The organism is Kitasatospora sp. NPDC101155, from assembly GCF_044768305.1.
Taxonomy (GTDB): domain Bacteria; phylum Actinomycetota; class Actinomycetes; order Streptomycetales; family Streptomycetaceae; genus Kitasatospora.
On sequence record NZ_JBIWPN010000005.1, the window covers coordinates 148921 to 171470 of the forward strand.

At 72.2% G+C, this 22550-nt stretch carries 22 protein-coding genes; 10 read left to right on the forward strand and 12 right to left on the reverse strand.

Annotation, left to right across the window (positions count from 1 at the left end):
- Positions 1-11: 11 nt before the first annotated feature.
- Positions 12-2438 carry a PQQ-binding-like beta-propeller repeat protein gene (locus tag ACIRYZ_RS09565; RefSeq protein ID WP_402941712.1) on the reverse strand — a complete coding sequence of 809 codons (2427 nt, stop codon included), beginning with the start codon at positions 2436-2438 and terminating at the stop codon, positions 12-14.
- A 412-nt stretch (positions 2439-2850) separates the two neighbouring features.
- On the opposite strand from ACIRYZ_RS09565, the gene ACIRYZ_RS09570 reads away from it, so the two are divergent.
- Positions 2851-3498 (forward strand): TetR family transcriptional regulator, encoded by a 648-nt coding sequence (locus tag ACIRYZ_RS09570; RefSeq protein WP_402941714.1) that lies wholly within the window; start codon positions 2851-2853, stop codon positions 3496-3498.
- 221 nt (positions 3499-3719) lie between these two features.
- Here ACIRYZ_RS09570 and ACIRYZ_RS09575 read toward each other — a convergent pair whose 3' ends face one another.
- The 6 genes from ACIRYZ_RS09575 to ACIRYZ_RS09600 form a co-directional block, all read right to left on the reverse strand.
- Positions 3720-4664, reverse strand: coding sequence for a beta-ketoacyl-ACP synthase III (locus ACIRYZ_RS09575; protein ID WP_402941715.1), 945 nt, complete (start codon positions 4662-4664; stop codon positions 3720-3722).
- A gap of 122 nt (positions 4665-4786) precedes the next feature.
- Complete coding sequence (locus ACIRYZ_RS09580) at positions 4787-6007, reverse strand: L,D-transpeptidase family protein (protein ID WP_402941717.1); 1221 nt, start codon at positions 6005-6007, stop codon at positions 4787-4789.
- A gap of 114 nt (positions 6008-6121) precedes the next feature.
- Positions 6122-7285: an aminofutalosine synthase MqnE gene (mqnE, locus tag ACIRYZ_RS09585; RefSeq protein ID WP_402941719.1), complete on the reverse strand. Its 1164-nt coding sequence runs from the start codon at positions 7283-7285 to the stop codon at positions 6122-6124.
- A 52-nt stretch (positions 7286-7337) separates the two neighbouring features.
- On the reverse strand, positions 7338-8300 hold the full coding sequence (locus ACIRYZ_RS09590) for a threonine/serine dehydratase (RefSeq protein ID WP_402941720.1): 963 nt from the start codon (positions 8298-8300) through the stop codon (positions 7338-7340).
- Positions 8301-8303: 3 nt separating this feature from the next.
- On the reverse strand, positions 8304-8762 hold the full coding sequence (locus ACIRYZ_RS09595) for an Lrp/AsnC family transcriptional regulator (RefSeq protein ID WP_030055719.1): 459 nt from the start codon (positions 8760-8762) through the stop codon (positions 8304-8306).
- 119 nt (positions 8763-8881) lie between these two features.
- Positions 8882-9556, reverse strand: coding sequence for a UbiX family flavin prenyltransferase (locus tag ACIRYZ_RS09600; protein ID WP_393033097.1), 675 nt, complete (start codon positions 9554-9556; stop codon positions 8882-8884).
- Positions 9557-9671: 115 nt separating this feature from the next.
- On the opposite strand from ACIRYZ_RS09600, the gene ACIRYZ_RS09605 reads away from it, so the two are divergent.
- Entirely contained in the window at positions 9672-10412 is a 741-nt protein-coding gene (locus ACIRYZ_RS09605; RefSeq protein ID WP_402941722.1) for a cyclase family protein, read from the forward strand.
- Between the two features lie 71 nt (positions 10413-10483).
- A complete protein-coding gene (locus tag ACIRYZ_RS09610; protein WP_402941724.1) occupies positions 10484-11200 on the forward strand; it encodes an MOSC domain-containing protein in 717 nt (238 codons plus the stop codon).
- A gap of 25 nt (positions 11201-11225) precedes the next feature.
- On the opposite strand, the gene ACIRYZ_RS09615 is transcribed toward ACIRYZ_RS09610, so the two are convergent.
- On the reverse strand, positions 11226-11594 hold the full coding sequence (locus tag ACIRYZ_RS09615) for a VOC family protein (protein ID WP_402941725.1): 369 nt from the start codon (positions 11592-11594) through the stop codon (positions 11226-11228).
- Between the two features lie 8 nt (positions 11595-11602).
- Positions 11603-12397 carry a TetR/AcrR family transcriptional regulator gene (locus tag ACIRYZ_RS09620; protein WP_402941727.1) on the reverse strand — a complete coding sequence of 265 codons (795 nt, stop codon included), beginning with the start codon at positions 12395-12397 and terminating at the stop codon, positions 11603-11605.
- A 112-nt stretch (positions 12398-12509) separates the two neighbouring features.
- On the opposite strand from ACIRYZ_RS09620, the gene ACIRYZ_RS09625 reads away from it, so the two are divergent.
- Both ACIRYZ_RS09625 and ACIRYZ_RS09630 read left to right on the forward strand, forming a co-directional pair.
- Positions 12510-13736 (forward strand): FAD-dependent oxidoreductase, encoded by a 1227-nt coding sequence (locus ACIRYZ_RS09625; protein ID WP_402941729.1) that lies wholly within the window; start codon positions 12510-12512, stop codon positions 13734-13736.
- 95 nt (positions 13737-13831) lie between these two features.
- A complete protein-coding gene (locus ACIRYZ_RS09630; protein ID WP_402941731.1) occupies positions 13832-14080 on the forward strand; it encodes a hypothetical protein in 249 nt (82 codons plus the stop codon).
- Positions 14081-14322: 242 nt separating this feature from the next.
- Here ACIRYZ_RS09630 and mqnP read toward each other — a convergent pair whose 3' ends face one another.
- Positions 14323-15219 carry a menaquinone biosynthesis prenyltransferase MqnP gene (mqnP, locus tag ACIRYZ_RS09635; RefSeq protein ID WP_402941732.1) on the reverse strand — a complete coding sequence of 299 codons (897 nt, stop codon included), beginning with the start codon at positions 15217-15219 and terminating at the stop codon, positions 14323-14325.
- Positions 15216-16673 carry a menaquinone biosynthesis decarboxylase gene (locus ACIRYZ_RS09640; RefSeq protein WP_380608390.1) on the reverse strand — a complete coding sequence of 486 codons (1458 nt, stop codon included), beginning with the start codon at positions 16671-16673 and terminating at the stop codon, positions 15216-15218. Before ACIRYZ_RS09640 ends, mqnP begins: the two co-directional genes overlap by 4 nt.
- A 95-nt stretch (positions 16674-16768) precedes the next feature.
- On the opposite strand from ACIRYZ_RS09640, the gene ACIRYZ_RS09645 reads away from it, so the two are divergent.
- From ACIRYZ_RS09645 to ACIRYZ_RS09660, 4 genes are all read left to right on the forward strand, one after another.
- The gene (locus tag ACIRYZ_RS09645; RefSeq protein ID WP_402941734.1) at positions 16769-17242 is read left to right on the forward strand and encodes a PLD nuclease N-terminal domain-containing protein; all 474 of its coding nucleotides are present in this window, start codon (positions 16769-16771) and stop codon (positions 17240-17242) included.
- Between the two features lie 451 nt (positions 17243-17693).
- Positions 17694-19295, forward strand: a complete 1602-nt coding sequence (locus ACIRYZ_RS09650; protein ID WP_402941735.1) for an acyl-CoA carboxylase subunit beta — start codon at positions 17694-17696, stop codon at positions 19293-19295.
- A gap of 90 nt (positions 19296-19385) precedes the next feature.
- Complete coding sequence (locus ACIRYZ_RS09655) at positions 19386-19595, forward strand: acyl-CoA carboxylase subunit epsilon (RefSeq protein WP_402941736.1); 210 nt, start codon at positions 19386-19388, stop codon at positions 19593-19595.
- Between the two features lie 220 nt (positions 19596-19815).
- Positions 19816-20427: a ScbR family autoregulator-binding transcription factor gene (locus tag ACIRYZ_RS09660; RefSeq protein ID WP_393033052.1), complete on the forward strand. Its 612-nt coding sequence runs from the start codon at positions 19816-19818 to the stop codon at positions 20425-20427.
- 88 nt (positions 20428-20515) lie between these two features.
- Here the strand turns inward: ACIRYZ_RS09660 and ACIRYZ_RS09665 are convergent, their stop codons facing one another.
- The gene (locus ACIRYZ_RS09665; protein WP_402941739.1) at positions 20516-21127 is read right to left on the reverse strand and encodes a ScbR family autoregulator-binding transcription factor; all 612 of its coding nucleotides are present in this window, start codon (positions 21125-21127) and stop codon (positions 20516-20518) included.
- Positions 21128-21477: 350 nt separating this feature from the next.
- On the opposite strand from ACIRYZ_RS09665, the gene ACIRYZ_RS09670 reads away from it, so the two are divergent.
- On the forward strand, positions 21478-22542 hold the full coding sequence (locus ACIRYZ_RS09670) for a ScbA/BarX family gamma-butyrolactone biosynthesis protein (protein WP_402941741.1): 1065 nt from the start codon (positions 21478-21480) through the stop codon (positions 22540-22542).
- Positions 22543-22550: the final 8 nt, after the last annotated feature.

A 22550-nucleotide genomic window follows, 5' to 3' on the forward strand; every position in this document is an offset into this window, starting at 1 on the left:
GTCCGCCCCGCTCAGCGGGCGGGCACCGCCGTGCCGTAGTAGGCGTCCAGCGCGTACACGCAGCGGTCCTTGGAGCCGACGAAGACCCGCCCGCCGACCGCCACCGGGGAGCCGGTGAGCTCGCCCTTGGTGCCGAGCTCCCAGCGCAGCTGACCGGTCGCCAGGTCCAGCGTGTGCAGCGAGTGGTCCCGGCTGCCCAGGTGCACCAGGCCATCGGCCACCGCCGGGGAGCCGACGATCTCGCCGCGCGCGGTGTAGCGCCAGCGCTCCCGGCCGGTCGCCGCCTCGAAGGCGTACAGCACCTCGCCGCTGCCCACCAGCACCATGCCGTCCCCGACCACCACCGGCTCGGCGCCCTGGCGGCTGCCGGTGACCCCGCGCCAGCGGTCCAGGCCGGTGGCCGCGTCCAGCGCGTAGACCGTGCCCAGGTAGTCGGCCACGTAGACCGCGTCGGCGTCCAGGGCGGGCGGGGTGAACAGCACCACCGGGGCCTCGAAACGCCAGCGCTCGACCCCGCTGGCCGCGTCCAGCGCGTACACCCGGGTGCCGGCCGTCACGTACAGCACGCCGCCGCGCTCGACCGGGTGCGAGGGCACGTCCTCACCGACCGGGAAGGACCAGCGCAGGCCCGCGCCGCGCGGGTCCACGCAGCGCAGCCGCCCGGCGCCGTAGTAGTAGGCGGCGCCGGCCACCAGGACCGGGCCGGACTGCGGGTTCTCGTAGTCCTGCTGGGCGTCGTCCGCGCGCCACAACTCGGCGCCGGTGGCGGCCGCGCGCAGCTGGACACCGCCGCCGCGGACGCCGCAGCAGAGCACCCCGTCGGCGGCGGAGAGCGAGTAGACCCAGCCGTCCAGCGAGGTGCGCCAGCGCTCGGTGCCGTCCGCGACGTCCACGGTGTACAGGTGCGGGCCGTCCGCGGCGTGCACCCGGCCGGCGTCCACCGCGAGCGCCCAGGCGACGTCCCGGGTCTTGTAGCGGCGCTCGCCGGAGGCGATGTCCAGCGCGTGCACCTCGAAGCTGGAGACGAAGAGCGTGCCGTCGGCGACCACCGGGGTGCCCCAGACGTCGTTGGACATCCGGAACCGCCAGGGGCGCCAGCGGGCGGCCGGGGCGGGGGTCGGGGCCGGCGCCGGGGGTGCCGGCGGGGTCGGGGTCGGCGCCGTCCGGCGGACCCAGTCGGTCTCGGCCGGGGCGGTGGTCGGTCCGGGCTGCTCGTGCTCGGCCCGCGGCCCCGGGCCTATCCGCACCGAGGCGCCGGACAGCTGCACCTCGACACTGACCCCGCCGGTGGGCGCGCGGTGCTTGTTCTTGGAGGGGATCTTCGCGGTCGGGATCTCGGCCTCCGAGCCCGGCCCGGGGCGCGGCACGCTGTGCACCGGCCCGGCCGGCGGCGGCGCGTGCCGGGCGCCCGGATGGGTGCGCGGGTCGTCCAGGCCGGGGTGCTGCGGCGGGATCTGCGGCTGTGGGGCCGGCAGGTGCGACGGCTGCGGGTGCGACGGCTGCGGCTCGACAGGGCCGGCGTACGGGCGGGGCGGCGGCGCGCTCGGGCGGCGCCCGCGCTTGCGCTCGATCAGCTCCAGCGCGTTGGCGGGCAGCCAGTCGCCGGCCTCGCCGGAGGCGTCGTCCCGGGAGAACAGGTGCGGCGCCAGCTCGGCCTGGATCTGCGCCGGGGTCGGCCGGTGCTCGGCCGCCTGCTGCATGCAGGCCCGGACCAGGTCCATCAGCTCGGGCGGCATGCCGGACAGGTCCGGCTCCTCGCGCAGCAGCTGGAACACCGTCTCGACCGGGTTGGAGCCGCGGTACGGCGGGTGCCCGGTGGCGCAGAAGACCATCAGCGAGCCGAGCGAGAAGACGTCGCTGGCGCCCCGGACGGTCCGGCTGTCCCGGGCCTGCTCGGGCGACATGTAGGCCGGGGTGCCGACCGCGACGTTGGTCATGGTGAGCCGGGTGCTGGAGACCCCGGACGCGATGCCGAAGTCGATCACCTTGGGGCCGTCCTCGACCACCAGGACGTTGGAGGGCTTGAGGTCGCGGTGGATCAGACCGGCCCCGTGGATGGACTGCAGCGCCTCGGCGATGCCCGCGACCAGCCAGCGGGTGGCCTCCACCGGCAGCGGGCCGCACTCCTCGACCAGGTCCTCCAGCGAGGGCGCCGGGATGTACGCGGTGGCCAGCCAGGGCACCCTGGCGTCCGCGTCGGCGTCCACCACGGCCGCGGTGTAGAAGCCGCCGACCGTCTTGGCGGCCGCGATCTCCCGCGCGAAGCGGACCCGGAACAGCTCGTCCTCGGCCAGTTCCCCCCGGACGGTCTTGATGGCCACCCGGCGCCCGGCCGCGGAGCGCGCCAGGTAGACCAGCCCCATCCCACCCGCGCCGAGTCGCCCCAGCACCTCGAAGGGCCCGATCCGCCTCGGATCGTGCGCCGTCAGCTGGTCCACTCCGCTGCCACCTCCCCGTTTCCGCACCCGCCGCGTGGTGCCGGTCCCGATTCTCCAATGCCGCCCGGCGCATCTCCAACCTCCCCTGCCCGGAGGGGCCCGCCGGACAGTGGCCTGGTCAGCGATGACGGAACGGCCGGATTATGACGCCCGCTCCGGCTGCGGCTTGCGTCAGCCGACCCGGACCGTCGGTTTCCACCCCCAGGGGCGGTCACGCTCTGTCACCAGACCACCCCTCAGCGGACTCGCCGTCACGCTATGGGGTCAAAAGCACACGGGGGGGCTTCAACAGCCCCTTCAGAGCCCGGTGAATATCCGTCCGAAGTGGTTCATGCCGCTATACCAGCCCCCGTGCGGAGTAATAGTCGCATCACCGAATCGCGCCAAGATCGTGCCACGGTAAGCTGACGGCATGACAGGACAAGTTCGCACCGTCGACGGTCGCGTCGCCGGGCGACGCGGACAGGAGACGCGGCAGAAGCTGCTCGACTGCCTCCGCGAGATGCTCAGCACGTCGCCCTATCGGGACGTCAAGGTCATCGACGTCGCCCGTATGGCGGGTACCTCCCCCGCGACCTTCTATCAGTACTTCCCAGATGTCGAGGGCGCAGTCCTCGAAATCGCCGAGGAAATGGCCAAGGACGCCGACACCCTCAAAGAGCTGGTGGCCGGAAAGTCCTGGGCAGGGAAGTCCGGTCCGACCACTTCGGAAGAACTGGTCGACGGATTCCTTGCCTTCTGGCGCAAGAACGACGCCATTCTGCGAGTGGTCACGCTCGGTGCCGCGGAAGGGGACAAGCGGTTCTTCAAGATCCGCATGACCGTCCTCAACTCGGTCGCCAAGCCGCTCGCGGAGGCCGTCAAGGAACTCCAGGCGAAGGGTCAGGCCGACAAGTCGCTCGACCCGAACGCCGTCTCCGGCGCTCTGGTCTCGCTGCTCGCATCGGTGGCCGAGCACCAGAAGGCCTTCACCTCCTGGGGCGTCAAGGTCAAGGACCTCAAGCCCAACCTCGCTCCCCTGGTGTACCTGGGTGTCACCGGGAAGAAGGCGCCCAAGTAAGACCATCCGTTCGATCCATCATCCGCTCCGCGCGCAGCCCCGGCCTCCTGTCCGGGGTAAGACGGACGGCGGCCGTGTCCTCGGGGGAGGTCCGCCGACGTACCGCAGGCGCGCCAGACATGCCGGTGGGCGAGCACCCCTCACACAGGGTGCCCGCCCACCGGCATGCTGCTATTCGCCCGCTCGCCTCCGGGGCGGATGGGCCGTCGCGAGCGGGTGAATCACGGGCAGCGGACGACCTGGCCGGCGTAGGCGAGGCCGCCGCCGAAGCCGAAGAGCAGCACCGGATCGCCCGGGGAGAGCTCGCCGCGTTCGACCAGCTTGGAGAAGGCGAGCGGGATCGAGGCGGCCGAGGTGTTGCCGGAGTCGACCACGTCCCGGGCCACCACGGCGTCGCCGAGGCCCAGCTTCCTGGCGATCGCGTCGATGATCCGCAGGTTGGCCTGGTGCGGGACGAATCCCTTGAGCTCCGAGGGGTCGATCCCGGCCCGCTCACAGGCTTCGCGGGCGAGCGGGGCGAGCTGGGTGGTGGCCCAGCGGAACACCGACTGGCCCTGCTGGCTGATCACCGGGTCCCAGCCCGTGATCACCACAGCGTCGCCCTTCTCCGGCTCGGAGCCCCAGACCACCGGCCCGATGCCGGGCTCGGCGCCCTCCTCCTGGGCCTCGACCACCGCGGCGCCCGCGCCGTCGCCGAAGATCACGCAGGTGGAGCGGTCGGTCCAGTCGAGGGTGTCGGACATCCGCTCGGCGCCGATCACCAGCGCGCGGCGGGCCGCGCCGGCCCGGATCGCGTGGTCGGCGGTGGCCAGTGCGTAGGAGAAACCGGAGCAGACCGTGTTGATGTCGTACGCGGCGGGCGAGCGCACGCCCAGCCGGGCGGCCACGGCGGCTGCGGTGTTGGGGCTGCGCTCGATGGCAGTGCAGGTGGCGACCACGACCAGGTCGATGTCCTCGGGCGTCCGGCCGCTGTTGGCCAGCGCCTTCTGCGCGGCCTCGGTGGCGAGGTCGACCAGGGTCTCGCCCTCGGCGATGTGCCGGGTGCGGATGCCCACCCGGGTGCGGATCCACTCGTCATCGGTGTCGACGAGCGCCGCCAGGTCGTCGTTGCTGAGGACCTTGGGGGGCTGGTAGTGGCCGAGTGCCACAATGCGCGAACCGCTCATGGTGCCATGGAACCGGGTTACTCGCTGGTCAGCAGGGCATGACCGGCTACAGGATCCGAACCTGTGATCTGTAGGAGATCGACAAGGCCTGTTGGGGCGCCTGGCTTGGGCGTATGCCGAGGTCAGGCCGCCAACGTGGTGGCGTCGCCCATCACGATGACGGGGTGGGCGCTCGGGTCCAGGGCGCGGATCAGCTGGGCCATCTTGTCCTCGGGGATCGACACGCAGCCGTGGGTGGGCCCGTCGTGGTCCACGTGGAGCCAGATGCCTCCGCCCTTCTTGGCGCCCATCGGGCGGCGCGTGTCGAGCGGGGAGTTGCCGGGGACCCGGTTGTAGTTGATCGCGACCACGTAGTCGAAGGAGCCGGCCAGTTGGTCGCCGAAGAAGCCGGTGCCGGAGACCACGAAGCTCGGGTCCTTGTCGTACGGGAGCTTGCTGCCCGGGTCGGCGTTGCGGCCGCCCGCGTCGGTGAGCGAGAAGACGCCGATCGGGCTGCGCAGGTCGCCCTCGTTGTGGTCGGCGGTCCAGCCGTTCTTGCCGTTGTGGCCGTTCCACGTCTCGCCGGCCAGCCAGCGGCCCTCGGGGGTGCGGGTCCAGAGGACGACGGTGTTCTTGTCGGTGTTCTTGTCGGCGCCGGAGGCGACCACGACCTGGGTGGTCTCGGCGGGGATCTTCGCGGTGAAGGTGGCGCCGAGGCCGGGTATCGCGGCCAGCGAGCCGTCCGGGCGGGTCTCGCTGCGACCGGCGGCCGGGGGCGCGGACTGCCGGTCGGTGGCGGCCTGAACGGCGGCGGAGGCGGGCGCGGGCTGGTCGGGCTTGCTGACGCCCTCGGGGCCGGGGCCGTCGGCGGCGGTGATGCCGGGCTTGGCGTCGTCCTGGCCGACGGTGTACCAGCCGGCGGCGGCCGCGACCAGCAGGGCGGTGCCGGCCATCACGGCCTTGCCGTGACGTTTCTGCTTCGCCTTGCGCCGTCGGCCCCGGGCGGCGGCCCTGCCACCCGGTACGGCGGCCGCGGCGGGGACGACCGGGGCGAGGGGCTCGACCGGGGCGGGCTCCTCGTGGACCGGCTGCTCGTACACCGGCTGCTCGTACACCGGCTGGCCGTACACCGGCTCCGGCTCCGCCGGGTACGGCTGGAACGGCTGCTCGTACGCCTCGAAGTACCCGTCAGCGGCCTGCGGGGCCTCCTGGGTCTCGCCGTAGTAGTAGTCCTGCCGCACCGGCTGCCGGTACGGCTCGTACGCGTCGTACGGCGCCTCGTGCGGCTGCTGCGGCACCCCGTACACCGGCTCCTGCGTCGGCTCGTACGGCGGGTACTCGGTGGCGCGATGAGAACCGGACATGCCGTCGATCCTGCCAAACGCCGCACCCGTTGGTAAACCCGGGTCGCGTGCGGGAGCCGTGAAGACGCCGCCGTCCGGGCCCGAGTACGGCCCGGACGGCAGGAAGTTCGCAGGTCAGAGGCGCATCGCCTGCGGGGCCTCGCGACGCATCGGGTCCGGGCCCTCGTACTCGCGGATGACCTCGTAGCGGGTGTTGCGCTCGACCGGGCGGAAGCCGGCGTCGCGGATCAGACCGAGCAGGTCCTCGCGGCCGAGCTTGTTCGGCGTGCCGAAGTTGTCCGCGTCGTGGGTGATCTTGTACTCGACCACCGAGCCGTCCATGTCGTCCGCGCCGTGGCTGAGCGCCAGCTGCGCGGTGGCGACGCCGTGCATCACCCAGAAGACCTTGACGTGCGGGACGTTGTCGAACAGCAGCCGGGAGACGGCGAAGGTCTTCAGCGCCTCGGCGCCGGTGGCCATCTCGGTACGGGCCATCAGCTTGTTGCGCACGACGCCGTCCTTGGAGTCGTGGAAGTCGTGCTGGTAGCGCAGCGGGATGAAGACCTGGAAGCCGCCGGTCTCGTCCTGCAGCTCGCGCAGCCGCAGCACGTGGTCCACCCGGTGGCGGGGCTCCTCGATGTGGCCGTACAGCATGGTGCACGGCGTCTTGAGGCCCTTGCTGTGCGCGAGGCGGTGGATCCGCGACCAGTCCTCCCAGTGGGTGTCGTGGTCGACGATGTGCTGGCGGACCTCCCAGTCGAAGATCTCGGCGCCGCCGCCGGTCAGCGACTCCAGGCCGGCGTCGATCAGCTCGTCCAGGATCTCGTCGGCGGACAGGCCGCTGATCTTCTCGAACCAGTGGATCTCGGTCGCGGTGAAGGCCTTCAGCGAGACGTTCGGCAGGGCCGCCTTCAGCTCCCGCAGCGAGCGCGGGTAGTAGCGCCACGGCAGGGTCGGGTGCAGGCCGTTGACGATGTGCAGCTCGGTGAGGGACTCGCTCTCCATCGCCTTGGCGAGGCGGACGGCCTCCTCGATGCGCATCGTGTACGCGTCCTTCTCGCCCGGCTTGCGCTGGAACGAGCAGTACGCGCAGGACGCGTTGCACACGTTGGTCATGTTGAGGTGGCGGTTGACGTTGAAGTGGACGACGTCGCCGTTCTTCCGCGTCCGCACGTGGTGGGCCAGCCCGCCCAGCCAGGCCAGGTCGTCGCTCTCGTAGAGCGCGATCCCGTCCTCGCGGGTCAGCCGCTCACCCGCGTAGACCTTCGCCTCCAGCTCGCGCTTGAGCCCTGCGTCCATGCGGTGCCCCGCCTCCTCCGACATTCGATTCCTTGCCGGACTGAGCGTACGCCTATGCGCAGAGCAGCTCCGCGAGCAGGACCGGGTCGATGTTCCCACCGCTGACCACGGCCGCGACCGTCTGGCCCCCGGTCTCGGCGGCGCGGTGGAAGTACGCGGCCGGGGCGACGGCACCGGAGGGCTCGGCGACCAGCCGGCCGCGGCGGGCCAGCAGGGCGACGGTGGCGCGAATCTCGTCCTCGGTGACGGTGACGATGTCGTCCACGTAGGTGGTGATGTGCTCGTACGGCAACACTCCGACCGAGGGGGTGCGCAGCCCGTCCGCGATGGTCCGGTAGGTGTCGGCGACCGGCCACTCCACCCGGCGCCCGGAGCGCAGGCTGGCCTGCGCGTCGGCGGCCAGCTCCGGTTCCACGCCGATCACCCGGATGCCCGGGCGGGTGAGCTTGAGCGCGGCCGCCGTCCCGCCGATCAGGCCGCCGCCGCTGACCGGCACCAGGACGGTGTCCAGCTCGGCCGGGGCGTCCTCGGCGATCTCCAGCCCGACCGTGCCCTGGCCCGCGATGATGAACGGGTCGTCGTACGGGGGCACCCAGACGTAGCCGTGCCTTTCGGCCAGCTCGCCGGGCAGAGCGTCCCGCTCCCCCGGCGGTACCAGGATCACCTCGGCGCCGTACGAGCGGGTGGCCTCCACCTTCACCGCGGGCGAGGTGTCCGGCATCACGATCACGGCCTTGATGCCGAGCAACTGCGCCGCGTACGCCACCGCCTGCGCGTGGTTGCCGCTGGACTGGGCGACCACGCCGCGGGAACGCTCCTCCGCGGTGAGCGCGGCCAACCGGTTGTAGGCGCCGCGGGTCTTGAAGGCCCCGGTCGGCTGGAGGTTCTCGGGCTTGAGCCAGAGCCGCCGCTCCCCCTCGGCCGCCCAGGGGGCGGGAACCAGCGGGGTGCGCACAGCGACCCCCGCGATCCGCTGCCGAGCGGCGCGCAGTTCCTCCAGACCGACCAATGCCATAAGTCACTCTCCTACAGGAGGAAGCTCACTCACCCGGTTCTCCCACTTCGTGGAGAGTACGACAGTGGTGCGGGTCCGGGCCACGCCCTTTGTGCCCGAGATCCGCTTCACCACCGACTCCAGGCCGGCCACGTCGGCCACCCGGACCTTGAGCATGTAGGAGTCGTCACCCGCGATGAACCAGCAGTCCTCGACCTCGTTGAGGTCCTTCAGCCGGAACGCGACGTCCTCGTGGTCGGCCGCGTCGGTGAGCTGAAGGCCGATCAGGGCCGTGACGCCGAAGCCGAGCGAGGCCGGGTTGACCGTCGCGCGGTAGCCGGTGATGACCCCGGCCTGCTCCAGGCGGTTGATGCGGTCCGTGACGCTCGGGCCGGAGAGTCCGACCAGCCGGCCCAGCTCGGCGTAGGACGCGCGGCCGTTCTCCCGGAGCGCCTGGATGAGCTGTCTGTCCACCGTGTCCATATACCGTCCGCGTCCTTCCGAACCTCACCAGACCCACAGATCATTATCCGGATTCAAAGGCGCCGTGCGCTGACCGACCCGGATATCGCAGAGAAGATACTCTCCCGCCCTCGCTCTCCTTACTCCCCCTCAGCCGAAGCGCCCCCGCCGCTCCCGCTCTGGCGGGCCGCCGCGCCCAACTCCCCTTCCCAGCGCAGGTACAGGGAATGCGGCACGCCCACGGCGTCCAGCACCCGGCCGGCCACGAAATCCACGAGTTCGCGCACGGTGGAGCCGCCGGCGTAGAAGCCGGGCGACGCGGGCAGGACCACCGCGCCCTGCGCGTCGAGTTCCACCAGGTGCTTCAACGTCACCCCGTTGAGTGGCGTCTCGCGCACGCAGACGACGAGTGGTCGACGCTCCTTCAGGGTGACACTGGCGACCCGCTGCAGCAGGTCCTTGCTCAGACCGAGCGCGATCCCGGCCACCGCGCCGGTGGTCGCGGGCACCACCAGCATGCCCTTGGCGGGGTACGAGCCGCTGGACGGGCCGGCCGCGAAGTCCCCCGCGGACCAGTAGCGGACGTCCTCCAGGCCCTGGTCGGTCCCCAGCCAGGCGGCGAGGTCGGTGCGCCAGTGGGCGTCCCGGAAGGAGATGCCGGTCTCGTCCAGGATGGTGAGCCGGGCGGCCCGGCTGACGATCAGGTCCACCGCCTCACCGGCGGCCAGCAGCGCCCGGATCACCGAAGCCGCGTACGGCGTCCCCGACGCTCCCGAGACCCCGACCACCCACGGCTGACGCTTCGCGATTCCCATGGGGCATTTCTATCCCGGCTTCACCCGGGGCTTCGGCCGGGGCATCCCCCGGAGGCCGCCGCCCGGCCGGGCGGAACGGGTCCGGGAGCGCGCGTCCCCTGGGAGGATGGGGGGCATGGCAGCGACCCTCGTCGACCTCACCCATCAGGTGACCACCGCGATGCCGGTCTACCCCGGCGATCCGACCGTGCTGTTGGAGCCCGCGCTCACCACCGCGACGGCCGGGGTGAACGTGCTCGCCCTGCACCTCGGCTCGCAGTCCGGGACCCATGTGGACGCGCCGTACCACGTGGACGTCACCTGGCCGACGCTGGACGGGCTGCCGCTGGAGCGGTTCACCGGGCCCGCCGTGGTGGCCGACCTGCGGGGGCTGGAGCCCCGGGCGGCCGTCACCCCCGCGCTGCTGGCGCCCGCGCTGGAGCGCTGCGGGGAGGGTTCCGTCCTGCTGCTGGCCACCGGCTGGGCCCGGCACTGGGGCACCGACGCCTACCTCGCCCACCCCGGCCTGACCGCCGAGGCGGCCGAGGCGATCGTCGCCGCCGGAGTGCGCACGGTTGGGGTGGACGCGCTGAGCGTCGACCCCACCCCCGACCCGGGCCCGGGCGACCCGGCGGTGGCCGCGCTGCTCGCCGACCTCACCGACGAGCACGACCAGCCCGCCGAGGAGCCGACGCTGGCCGCCCACCGGGTGCTGCTGGGGGCGAGCGGCGGTGGGGTGATCGCCGAGAACCTGACCGACCTGCGGGCGCTGCTGGAGGCGCAGGAGGCCGGTCGGCCGGTGGAGGTCTCGCTGTTCCCGCTGCGGCTGGTGGCGGCGGACGGCGCCCCGGTCCGGGCGGTGGCCCGGCTGGGCTGAGCCCGCCGGCCCGCCCCGGCCCGGGGCTTGGTCTAGACCATCCCCCGGTGGCGCCAGTACGCTGTCAGGCCATGGCTGAGATCATCGGAGTGATCGAGCGACTCTGGCGCTACCCCGTGAAATCCACCGGCGGCGAGCGGCTCGACTCCGTCGAGGTGGACGTGCGCGGCCTGGCCGGCGACCGCCTCTACGCCGTCCGCGACTCCTCCGGCAGGCTCGGCTCGGGCAAGACCACCCGCCGCTTCCGCCGGATGGACGGCCTGCTGCGGCTCTCCGCCCGCCTCGGTCACCGGCTCGACGGCCCCGAGCTGTTCGACCCGCTCGGCCGCCCGGTCGACCACCCCACCGCGTTCCTGCGCGCCTACCTCCAGCGCGAGGACGTCGCACTCGCCCGCGAGGACGCCGTCCCGCACTTCGACCGGCTACCGGTCAGCGTGCTCACCACCGCCACCCTGGAATGGGTCCGCGAGGCCGTCCCCTTCGCCGTGGTGGACGAGCGCCGGTTCCGCCCCAACATCGTGCTGCGCACCCCGCCCGGCACCCCGCCGTTCGTCGAGGACGACTGGTTCGGCCGCCAGGCCCGCGGCGAGGCCCCGGACAGCGCCCGGCTCGCCTTCGTCACCTCCAGCGAGCGCTGCGCGATGACCGCGGCCCCGCAGCCCGGGCTGCCGCATGCCCCCGAGATCCTCAAGGCGATCGTGCACGCCCACGACGGCCGCCTCGACGCGCTCGCCGAGGTGGCCGCCCCGGGGTGGCTGCGGCTGGGCGACCGGCTGGTGCTGGGCTGAGCGGGGGGCCGCCTCCGCAAGCCGTTCAGCCGCGGATCAGGCAGAAGGGGTGACCGGCCGGGTCCGCGTAGATCCGCCACCGGCCGACGTCGCGCAGGCGGACGGCGCCGAGGGCGAGCACCCGGGGTTCGGCGGCGTCCAGGTCCGGGACGTCGATGTCCAGGTGCGCCTGCTGCGGGTGCCCGGGATCGGGCCAGCGGGGCGGGCGATGGTCGGCGACCGCCTGGAAACAGAGCACCGTGCCGTCGTCGAGGTGCAGGGTGGACCAGCCGGCGCCGAGCGACCAGCGCGGGTCCGGTCGGTCGACCTCACCGCCGAGCAGGGCGGCGTAGAAGCGGGCGAGTACGGCCGGGTCCGGGCAGTCGAGCACCAGGCACTGCAGTTTGCCGATCACGGTTCTCCTCAGGGTACTTCCATGTCCGATCCGGACGGGGCGACCGCCCGGAGGTAGGCGTCGGCGAAGAGCTCGAAGGACTCGTCCAGCGAGGGCAGCCCGTCGCCGAGGACGGGTTCGAGCACCGGCCGCACCAGGACGTGACTGAGCAGCGGGCCGATCAGCAGTTGCACCAGCACCGGGAGCGGCAGGGGCCGGATCCGCCCGGCCTCGACGTGCGGCAGCAGCAGGCGGCCGAGGCCGTCGATGATCTGCGGCATGTGGGCGGCCATCATCCGGGCGGCGGGCCCGTCCGGACGGCCGAACAGGTCGGCGAAGACCGCCGGGATGATCCGCGGCTCGTTGGACAGGGAGGCGAGGAAGGTGCGGTGGAGCGCCCGGACGGTGTCCTCCAGACGCTCGGGCGGGTCGGCAGCCAGCGCCTGGAGGTCCGGCAGCGGGCCGTACTGCAGGAAGACAGCGGCGAGCAGGCCGTCCCGCCCCTCGAAGACGGTGTGCAGGCTGGGCAGCGAACACTCGGCCCGGTCCGCGACCGCGTCCAGGGTGACCCCGCCGAGGCCGCGTTCGGCCACCAGGTGGGCCGCCGCCGAGATCGCGCGCTCCCGTACCGGCGGCCGTCCGCCCGGGTCGACGCCGGTCTGCCGGACCGCCTCGTCCAGGGGCGCCCGGGAGCCGCCGAGCCGGCGCAGCAGGGTGCTGCGCGAGACGCCGGCCGCCGCCGCGATCGCCGTCAGCGGGACGTCCGCGACGTCCTGGCCCCGTTCCTTCGCCGCCGTGAGCGCGGCCGACACCAGATCCTTCATGTGGAGCATCGTACTACTTGACACCTGAGACGGTTCCAGAGAGTCTGTATATGCAAGTTCCACACAGGGACCGCAAGGGGACCAGGGATTCACGGATCGAGGGGAGAGAGCCATGAGCGTCGTCATCTCCGGGGGCGGGCCCGCCGGAATGGTGCTGGGCCTGGTGCTGGCCCGGGCCGGCGTCGAAGTGACCGTGCTGGAGAAGCACGGCGACTTCCTGCGCGACTTCCGCGGCGACACCGTCCACGCCTCCACCGTGCGGCTGATGGACGAACTCGGCCTGGGCCGGGAGTTCGCCGCACTGCCGCAGAGCCGGCTCGGCAACCTGGTGGTGCCGGTGCCCGGCGTCGGGCAGGTCGCGCTGAGCGCCTTCGACAAGCTGCCCGCGCCGTACAACTACATCGCGATGATCCCGCAGTGGGACCTGCTCAACTTCCTGGTGGCACAGGCCGAACGGGAACCCACCTTCACCGTCCGGATGAACACCGAGGCGACCGGGCTGATCCGGGAGGGCGGCCGGGTGGCCGGCGTGCGCTACCGCACCCGGGACGGCGAGGAGGGCGAGATCCGGGCCGAACTCACCGTCGCCGCCGACGGTCGGCACTCCACCCTGCGCCGGGAGGCCGGGCTGGTGCCCGAGGAGTACCCGGTGCCCTTCGACGTCTGGTGGTTCCGGCTGCCCCGGCACGCCCACGAGCAGGCCGCGCCGCCCAACCTCGCCCCCGGCTTCGGACAGGGCGAGATGGCGCTCAGCCTGACCCGCGACGACTACTTCCAGATCGCCTACTTCCTGCCCAAGGGGGCCGACGCGCAGCGCCGCGCCGAGGGCATCGAGCGCTTCCGCGACCGGATCGCCCGGCTGATGCCCCAGTACGCCGACCGGGTCGACCAGTTGGCGAGCCTGGACGACGTCCACCTGCTCGACGTCAAGCTCAACCGGCTGGACCGCTGGTACACCGACGGACTGCTGCTGATCGGCGACGCCGCCCACGCGATGTCCCCGGCCGGCGGGGTGGGCATCAACCTCGCCATCCAGGACGCCGTCGCCGCCGCCACCCTGCTCGCCGAGCCGCTGCGGCGCGGCCGACCGACCGTCGCGGCGCTGGCCCGGGTGCAGCGGCGGCGCCAACGCCCGACCGTGATCATGCAGCGGATGCAGCGGATGCTGCACGGCCTGATGTTCACCCCGGTGCTCAGCGGGCGCCGGGTCGGCCCGCCCCTCCAGTTCGCCCTGCTCGCCCGCTACGTCCCGGCCGTGCGGATGGGCGTCTCACGGCTGATCGCGCTCGGGCCACGGCCGGAGCACGCGCCGGACTTCGCCCGGCGGCCGGCCGCCTGAGGAACGGGCCGCCTGAGGAACGGCCGAACTGCTGCGGCCACCTCGCCCAGATCGAGCACGGCCTCGACGACCCCAAGCACGTCGCCATCGTCAAGATGACCTGGGCCGCCGGGAATTGGGACCCGGACGACCCCCGGATCGAGGAACTCGCCACCGAGGTCGCCGAGCACTTCATCGCCGACCCCTCCCTGATCCCCACCCTCTCCGGCCTCCGGAACCGCGAGGACGGCGACACCCGCAAGGAACTGCTCACCCACCACGGCGAGGACCAGCGGCCCGGCTGGACCCGGCTGACCACGCTCATAGAGCAGAAGGTCCGGGCGGCGGGCGTCGACATCCCCTGAGCCGGTCCGACGACCGCGAGCAAGCTCGGACGAGACGACAGGAGCGCCCCGCGAGTACGCCACGGGGGTCGCCGCGATCTACCGGGCCGCCGCCGAACCCGTCCGGGCAGCCGAGGCGCTCTACCCGTCCGTCGGGTCGAGAGTCGTCGCCATGGGCGCCACTCCCCTTCAACGAGACCGTTGTCGGGATCGACGATAGGCCCGTGGCGACGGAGTCGACGCAAGCAGTGACCTTGTGGGAATCAGATTCCGAGCCCGCGAAGGAGCAGGTCCACCAGCGCGAAGAAGAACAGCGAGATGCCGACGAAGCTGTTCGTCTGGAAGAACGCGCGGTTGAGCTTCGACAGGTCGTTCGGCTTCACGATGGTGTGCTCGTACACGAAAGCGCCCGCAACGATCACGAGGCCGGTCCAGAACGCCACACCGGCGTCGGTGAGCACCGCGAACCAGCCCAGCAGAAGCGTCGTCAGGACGTGGCACACCCGCGCGCCCCAGATCGCCGCCGGCACGCCGAAGCGGGCCGGCGGCGAGCCGACGCCGTTCTCGCGGTCGGACTCGACGTCCTGGCAGGCGTAGATGAGGTCGAAGCCGCCGATCCAGATGCCGACCGCCACGCCCAGGACCACGGCCTCCCAGGACCAGCTGCCCGTCACCGCGAGCCAGGCGCCCACCGGGCCCATCGCCTGGGCGACACCCAGGATCGCCTGCGGGAAGTTGGTGAACCGCTTGCCGTACGGGTAGACCACCATCGGCACCACGGCGACCGGCGCCAGCGCCAGGCACAGCGGGTTCAGCATCGCCGCCGCGCCGAGGAACACCACCAGCGCCACGGCCGAGCCGACGTACGCCGTCTTCAACGACACGGCCCCGGTGACGAGTTCGCGCCCCGCCGTACGCGGGTTCCGGGCGTCGAGCTCGCGGTCGATGATCCGGTTGGCCGCCATGGCGAAGGTGCGCAGGCCGACCATGCACACCGTGACGACGAACAGCTCGCCCCAGTGCACCCGCTGGTCGGCGAGGAACATGGCCGTCAGCGCGGCGATGTAGGCGAAGGGCAGGGCGAAGACCGAGTGCTCGATCATCACCAGGCGAAGGAACGCCTTCGTGCGCCCCGGGGTCTCGACTGCGGCCGTGCTCACAGCCCGTACTCCTTCCAGCGGCGCGAAACCAGCGCGGCCGTCGCCGGGTCCGAGGAGACCATCTCCGGCCAGCCGCCGTCCCGGGTGTAGCCCTCCTCGGGCAGCTTGCGGGTTGCGTCGATGCCCGCCTTGCCGCCCCAGAACTGCTGGTAGGAGGCATGGTCGAGGTGGTCGACCGGGCCCTCGACGACGGTGAGGTCCCGGCTGTAGTCGACGTTGCCGAAGGCCCGCCAGGCGACTTCCTGGTAGTCGTGCACGTCGCAGTCGGCGTCCACCACGATGATCAGCTTGGTCAGCGACATCATGTGGGCGCCCCAGATGGCGTGCATCGTCTTCTGGGCGTGCTTGGGGTACTTCTTGTCGATCGAGACGATCACACAGTTGTGGAAGCCACCGGCCTCGGGCAGGTCGTAGTCGACGATGTCCGGGATGATGATCTTCAGCAGTGGCAGGAAGAAGCGCTCGGTGAACTTGCCGAGCGGACCGTCCTCCGTCGGCGGCCGGCCGACCACGATCGACTGCAGGATCGGACGGCGGCGCATCGTCACACAGTCGATCTTGAGCGCCGGGAAGGGCTCCTGCGGGGTGTAGAAGCCGGTGTGGTCGCCGAACGGGCCCTCGGGGAGCATCTCCCCGGGCTCCAGCCAGCCCTCCAGCACCACTTCGGCGTCGGCCGGGACCTGGAGCGGGACGGTCTTGCAGTCGACCATCCGCACCCGCTCGCCCGCGACGAAGCCGGCGAAGAGGTACTCGTCGATGTCCCCGGGCAGCGGGGCGGTGGCCGCGTAGGTGACGGCGGGCGGGCAGCCGAAGGCGATCGCGACCGGGAGGCGCTCACCGCGCTTGGCCGCCACGGCGGCGTGGTTGCGGCTGTCCTTGTGGATCTGCCAGTGCATCCCGATGGTCCGGCGGTCGTGCCGCTGGAGCCGGTAGAGGCCGAGGTTGCGGATGCCGGAGTCCGGGTCCTTGGTGTGGGTGAGGCCCAGGTTGAAGAAGGAGCCGCCGTCCAGCGGCCAGGTGAAGAGGGCGGGCAGCTCGTCCAGGTTGACGTCGTCGCCGGTGAGCACGACCTCCTGGACCGGGGCGTCACCGGACTTCACGTGCCGGGGCGGGACGTGCGCCATCGAGGCGAGCTTGCCGAAGGCGTCCCGGAAGCCGGTGAAGCCCTGCGGCAGCTCGGGCTTGAGCAGGCCGGCGATCTTCTCGGAGATGTCGTCCGGGCCCTTGAGGCCGAGCGCCTTCGCCAGTCGGCGTTCGGTACCGAAGACGTTCATCGCCAGCGGCATCGACGAGCCCTTGACGTTCTCGAACAACAGCGCCGGACCCTTGGCCTTCTGCACGCGATCGACGATCTCGCCGATCTCCAGGTGGGGGTCCACCTCCGCCTTGATGCGCTTGAGGTCGCCCTCGCGGTCGAGGGCCCGGAGGAACGAGCGGAGATCGTCGTATGCCATGCCTGTCAGTATCCGCCACCCGATAGCCTGGCTTGCGTCAAGGGCCCCGGGAAGGCGCCCACCACTACCGCCGTCGCCGGGGGGAGATCGCAGCCGTGCTGAGGATTCTTCTGACCATCGTCCTTCCGCTCGCTCTGTGGGTGTGGGCGTTCATCGACTGCCTGGTCACGCCCGAGGGCGAGGTGAAGCACCTGCCGAAGCCGATCTGGCTGATCATCGTGCTGCTCTTCCCGCCGCTGGGCCCGATCGCCTGGCTGGTGGCCGGCAAGCAGCGCGGGTTCCTGCGGACCGGCGCGCCCGGCGGCTACCCGGGGCAGCCGTCCGGCGCCGCGCGTCGCGGGCGTCCGCCGGCACCGGACGACGACCCCGAGTTCCTCGCCTCCCTGAAGGGCGACCCGGGCGACTCCACAAGGATCGACTCCCCGAAGAGCGACTCCTCGAAGGGCGACTCCTTGAAGGGGAGCGACAAGGAGCACGAGGACATGCTCAAGCAGTGGGAGGCCGATCTGCGCCGCCGCGAGGAGGAGCTGCGCGGCAAGGACGAGCCGGAGGACGGCCGAAAGAGCTGATCGGAGCGGTTGGACCATTCCCTCGGACAGCCCACCCGGGGCCTCTCGGGTGGGCTTCGACGTTTTTGGCGCTTCCCTACGACTGCGGGCCCTCTAGCACGAGTCGGCCCCACCGGGACGCCGGACTTGAGCGGCGCTTGACCGGTGCACGAGATACCGCCCCTACATTGGTGAGAGACGGCCCTGACCTGCACTTTTCTTCATGCTCAGATCATCGGACCATCATCCGCCCGACAACCCCCAGTATTCGAACGGATACCGAGCGCTGAGGCGTCGACCCGACCGCTTCTGTGCAGCCCTGACAGCTAAACGAACTCGACCTTGTACGGAATCGACGCCGAAACCAGCGCACGGCCCCTCGTACAGTCATAAGTGAAGAAAGTGATTCGCAGCTGGGGGCATAGCAGACGTCGGCTGTCGGACAGTTCCCTCACCCTTGGAGTGGTTCGAGATGACGGTTGTGCATGAGGCTCCGGTCGGTGACGAGGTCCCCGAGGTCCCGGCCGACGCCCGCGGGCGGGTCGCCGAGCTGCACGAGCTCCGCGAGAAGGTGCGGCGCGGCCCCAGCGAGAAGGCCACCGAGGCCCAGCACGCGAAGGGCAAGCTGACCGCCCGCGAGCGCATCGAGCTGCTGTTGGACGAGGGCTCCTTCCACGAGGTCGAGCCGCTGCGCCGGCACCGCGCCCAGGGCTTCGGCCTGGAGGCCAAGAAGCCGCACACCGACGGCGTGATCGTCGGCTGGGGCACCGTGCACGGGCGCACCGTGTTCACCTACGCGCACGACTTCCGGATCTTCGGCGGCGCGCTGGGCGAGGCCCACGCGCAGAAGATCCACAAGATCATGGACATGGCCATCGCGGCCGGTGCCCCGCTGGTGTCGCTGAACGACGGCGCCGGCGCCCGCATCCAGGAGGGCGTCACCGCCCTGGCCGGCTACGGCGGCATCTTCCAGCGCAACACCAGGGCCTCGGGCGTCATCCCGCAGATCTCGGTGATGCTGGGCCCGTGCGCCGGTGGCGCCGCGTACTCCCCGGCGCTGACCGACTTCGTCTTCATGGTCCGCGAGACCTCGCAGATGTTCATCACCGGCCCGGACGTGGTCCAGGCGGTGACCGGCGAGAAGATCAGCCAGAACGGCCTGGGCGGCGCGGACGTGCACGCCGGGGTCTCGGGCGTGTCGCACTTCGTCTACGACGACGAGCAGTCCTGCATCGAGGAGGTCCGCTACCTCCTGTCGCTGCTGCCGCAGAACAACCGCGAGATGCCGCCGTCCGTCGCGACCGAGGACCCGGTCGAGCGGCGCAACGACAGCCTGCTGGACCTGGTGCCCGCCGACGGCAACCGGCCGTACGACATGCGCAAGGTGATCGAGGAGATCGTCGATCACGGCGAGTACCTGGAGATCCACGAGCGCTGGGCGACCAACGTGCTGTGCGTGCTGGCCCGGGTCGACGGCCACGTGACCGGCATCATCGCCAACCAGCCGCAGTCGCTGGCCGGCGTGCTGGACATCAACGCCAGTGAGAAGGCCGCGCGCTTCGTCCAGATGTGCGACGCCTTCAACATCCCGCTGCTCACCCTGCTGGACGTGCCCGGCTTCCTGCCCGGTGTCGACCAGGAGCACGGCGGCATCATCCGGCACGGCGCCAAGCTGCTGTACGCGTACTGCAACGCCACCGTGCCGCGCATCTCGCTGATCCTGCGCAAGGCCTACGGCGGCGCCTACATCGTCATGGACTCCCGCTCCATCGGTGCGGACCTGTCCTACGCCTGGCCGACCAACGAGATCGCGGTGATGGGTGCCGAAGGCGCCGCCAACGTCATCTTCCGCCGCGAGATCAACGGCGCCGAGGACCCGGACGCCATGCGCGCCCAGAAGATCAAGGAATACAAGAACGAACTGATGCACCCGTACTACGCGGCCGAGCGCGGCCTCGTGGACGACGTCATCGACCCGGCCGAGACCCGCCAGGTGATCGCCGCCGCCCTCGCGATGCTCCGCACCAAGCACGCCGACCTGCCCAGCCGCAAGCACGGCAACCCGCCGATGTAGCACCTGCACGACGTACCACCCGTACGACGCAGCACGCAGCAGGCCTTCCGAGCGACACCACACCACTTTCACCGGGGGAGAAACCAGAACATGACCGCTTCCGCCGAACCCCTCGTCCGCATCGTCCGCGGCAGCCTCTCCGACGAGGAACTCGCCGCCCTCACCGCAGTGCTGATGGCCCGCGCGGCCGCCGCGCAGCAGGTCGCCGCCATCGCGCCGATCGAGCCGATCGCCAGCTGGCAGCGGCTGGAGCGCCGCCCGGCCTACTACTCGCCGGTCAGCTGGCAGCAGGCCGCCTGACGGTCCGGAGCCCTTCCGACGGCCGGTCACCCCACCCGGGTGACCGGCCGTCGGGGCATACCCGAGCCGTGCGCGAGGCCGTGCGCAAGCGGTGCCCGCCCGTCCGGTCGGGTGCGAAGCGGCTCGGTAGGATACCTACTGGACGGTATGCGCCCGTCGCCCCGTCGGCCCCCATAGGATCAGCCGCTGCCGAGGTAGAGAACTTTCCAGGGAGGCTGCGATGGCCAGGCAGGCCCGCGCGCTGGCGACCCGCCAGGCGGTACTCCTCGCGGCCGCCGAGGTGTTCGACGAACGGGGCTACGCCGCCGCCACGATGTCCGAGATCCTGGACCGGGCCGGCGTCACCAAGGGCGCGCTGTACTTCCACTTCCACTCCAAGGAGGAGCTGGCGCTCGCCGTGATCGAGGGCCAGGGCGCCTGGATCGCCTCCTGGGAGCCCTCCTCGGACAACCCGGTGCAGACCCTGATCGACCTCGGGTACGCCTTCGCGCACGCGCTCCAGGAGGATCCGCTGGTGCGCGGGAGCATCCGGCTGACGATCGAGCACGGCAGCTTCACCCAGCCGCAGATCGCCGCCTACCAGGGCTGGATGGACCTGGTCCGCGAGCTGCTGGAGCGCGCCCGGGACGCCGGGGACCTCCACCCGGGGGTCGACCTGGCGGCCGCCTCCGGGGTGATCACCGGGGCGGTCACCGGGATCCAGCTGAGCTCCCAGGTGCTGGCCGACCGACGGGACCTGATCCAGCGGATGGCCGACCTGTGGACGCTGCTGCTGCCGGGGCTGGTGCAGCCGCACGCGCTCGCCCGGCTGAGCGTGGCCGAGCGCGCCTGAGCGTCGCCGGGACCGGCCGAGTGGCCGAGCGCGCCCGGGCGTCGCCGGGACCGGCCCGGCAGGGCCGAGCGAGCCCGAGTCCGGCGGATCAGACCCGGTAGCCCGGGCAGCGCTCCGCCGCCACCAGGGCGGGCAGCGCGGCCGCCCAGAGCCGGCGGACGGCCTCCGGGGTGGGCCGGCCGAGCTCCTCGGCGGCCAGCAGCACCTGGCCCGCCACCACCGAGCTGAGCAGTTCGGCACAGGCCCGCCGGTCCACTCCCGGGCGCAGTTCGCCGGCCTCGGCGGCGCGGTCCAGCAGTCGGTGGACGACGGCGGTGAGGCTGCGCCAGGTGGCGCCGGCGGGCTGGGCGTCCGGGGCGCCGGCCGGGCGGCCGAGTCGGACGCCCGCCCGGACCACGACGTCCTCGCGCAGCAGTCGGGCCAGCTCGTGCGAGAGGTCGATCAGCCCCTGGACGGCCGGGCCCTCCGCGCGCAGGGCGCGCAGCGCGGCCGAGCCGATCTCCCGCCCGGCGGCGGCCCGTACGCCGTCGGCCAGGGCCTGCTTGGAGACGAAGTGGAAGTAGAGGGCGCCCTTGCTCACCCCGGCCCGGTGGCTGATGTCGACGAGGCTGGCGGCCTCGAAGCCGACTCGGGCGAAGGCGTCCGCCGCGGCGAGCAGGACGGCCTGCCTGGTCCGCCCCGCGCGTTCCTGCTTGACCACTGGCCCCTCCGGACTCGGCCGGACGCGCTCCCCCGCCCCGTCCGGCTGCTGTCGGCGCGCCCTCGGTGGGGGCGGCGCATCGCATGCGGACGACCTCGGCCGAAACCGCATGGTTGGTATCTAATCTAGCGCGCCTGTCGACCCCGCCGTCCAGCGGGGACCACACCCCGCCCAAGGTCTGCCCTCCCCGTTTCGGGCATTCCCGCAGCCCAGAGGCCGGGTAGCGTGATCGGGCCGGGCGTTGCGGCCGGGGCGACCCCGGCCGCAGAACACAAACCGGGTGGTATGTATGTTTTGCTGTGGGGCGTCCGTAGCGGCCGCTCGACCGACACCCTGGAGCGGGGCCAGTCATGCCATTGATCGTAGAGCCGGACGCCGACGGCCCGTACGCCCACCCCGGCTCCGCCGCCCTCCCCAACCCGGGTTACGACTTCCACGACCGGACCGTCTCCCGGCACCTGGTGCACCGCGCCTCGGTGTCCGAGGTCTTCCTCACCGGCTGGCAGGCCACCGGCCCGTACGACTTCCTCCTCGGCGCCCAGTGGCCCCGGCTGCACGGCTTCTACCGGCTACCCGGGGACCGCTACCACGACCCGGTGCTGGTGGCCGAGACCGTCCGGCAGGCCGGACTGCTGATCGGCCACGCCGGCTTCGGGGTGCCGCGCGGACACCACTTCGTCATGGAGGAGCTGGGCTACGCGCTCGACGAGGCGGGCCTGCCCGGCCTCGCGGTCACCGCCGGGCCGGCCTCGCTGATGCTGACCGTCGGCTGCGAGGACGTCCGGATGCGGCACGGCCGGCTGGCCTCGCTGCGGGTGCACGCCGAGATCACCCGGGACGGCCTGCGGATCGGCCACGGCTCCGGTCAGCTGCGGGTGATGACCCCTGCCTCGTACGAGCGGCTGCGCGGGCCCGGGCGGCAGGCCGTCATCCCGCCGCGGCCGCCGGAGCCCGCCGCGCCCGAACTCGTCGGCCGGGCCCACCCTGCGGACGTGGTGCTCAGCCCGACCCTGCGGCCGGACACCTGGCTGCTGCGGGCCGACGCCGGGCACCCGGTGCTGTTCGACCACGAGCTGGACCACGTCCCCGGGATGCTGGTGCTGGAGGCCGCCCGGCAGGCCGCCCAACGGCTGCACCATCCCGAGCCGGTGGTACCGGTCGAGCTGGTGACCTCCTTCGACCACTACATCGAGCTGGATCGGCCCTGCTTCGTCCGAGCGGTGCGCGAGCAGTCGCCGGACGGCCGGCGCACGCCCGTACTGGTCCGGCTGGTCCAGGACGGGCGGACGGCGGCCGAGTGCCGGCTGCTCACCGAACCGGTCGACGGCCCGCGGGTGCCGGTCCGGCGGGACGCCTTCGACGGCCGCCCCGCCGCCCCGGGCCTCGGCAGCACCCGGCTGCCGCTGGCGAGTTGACCAGGGCC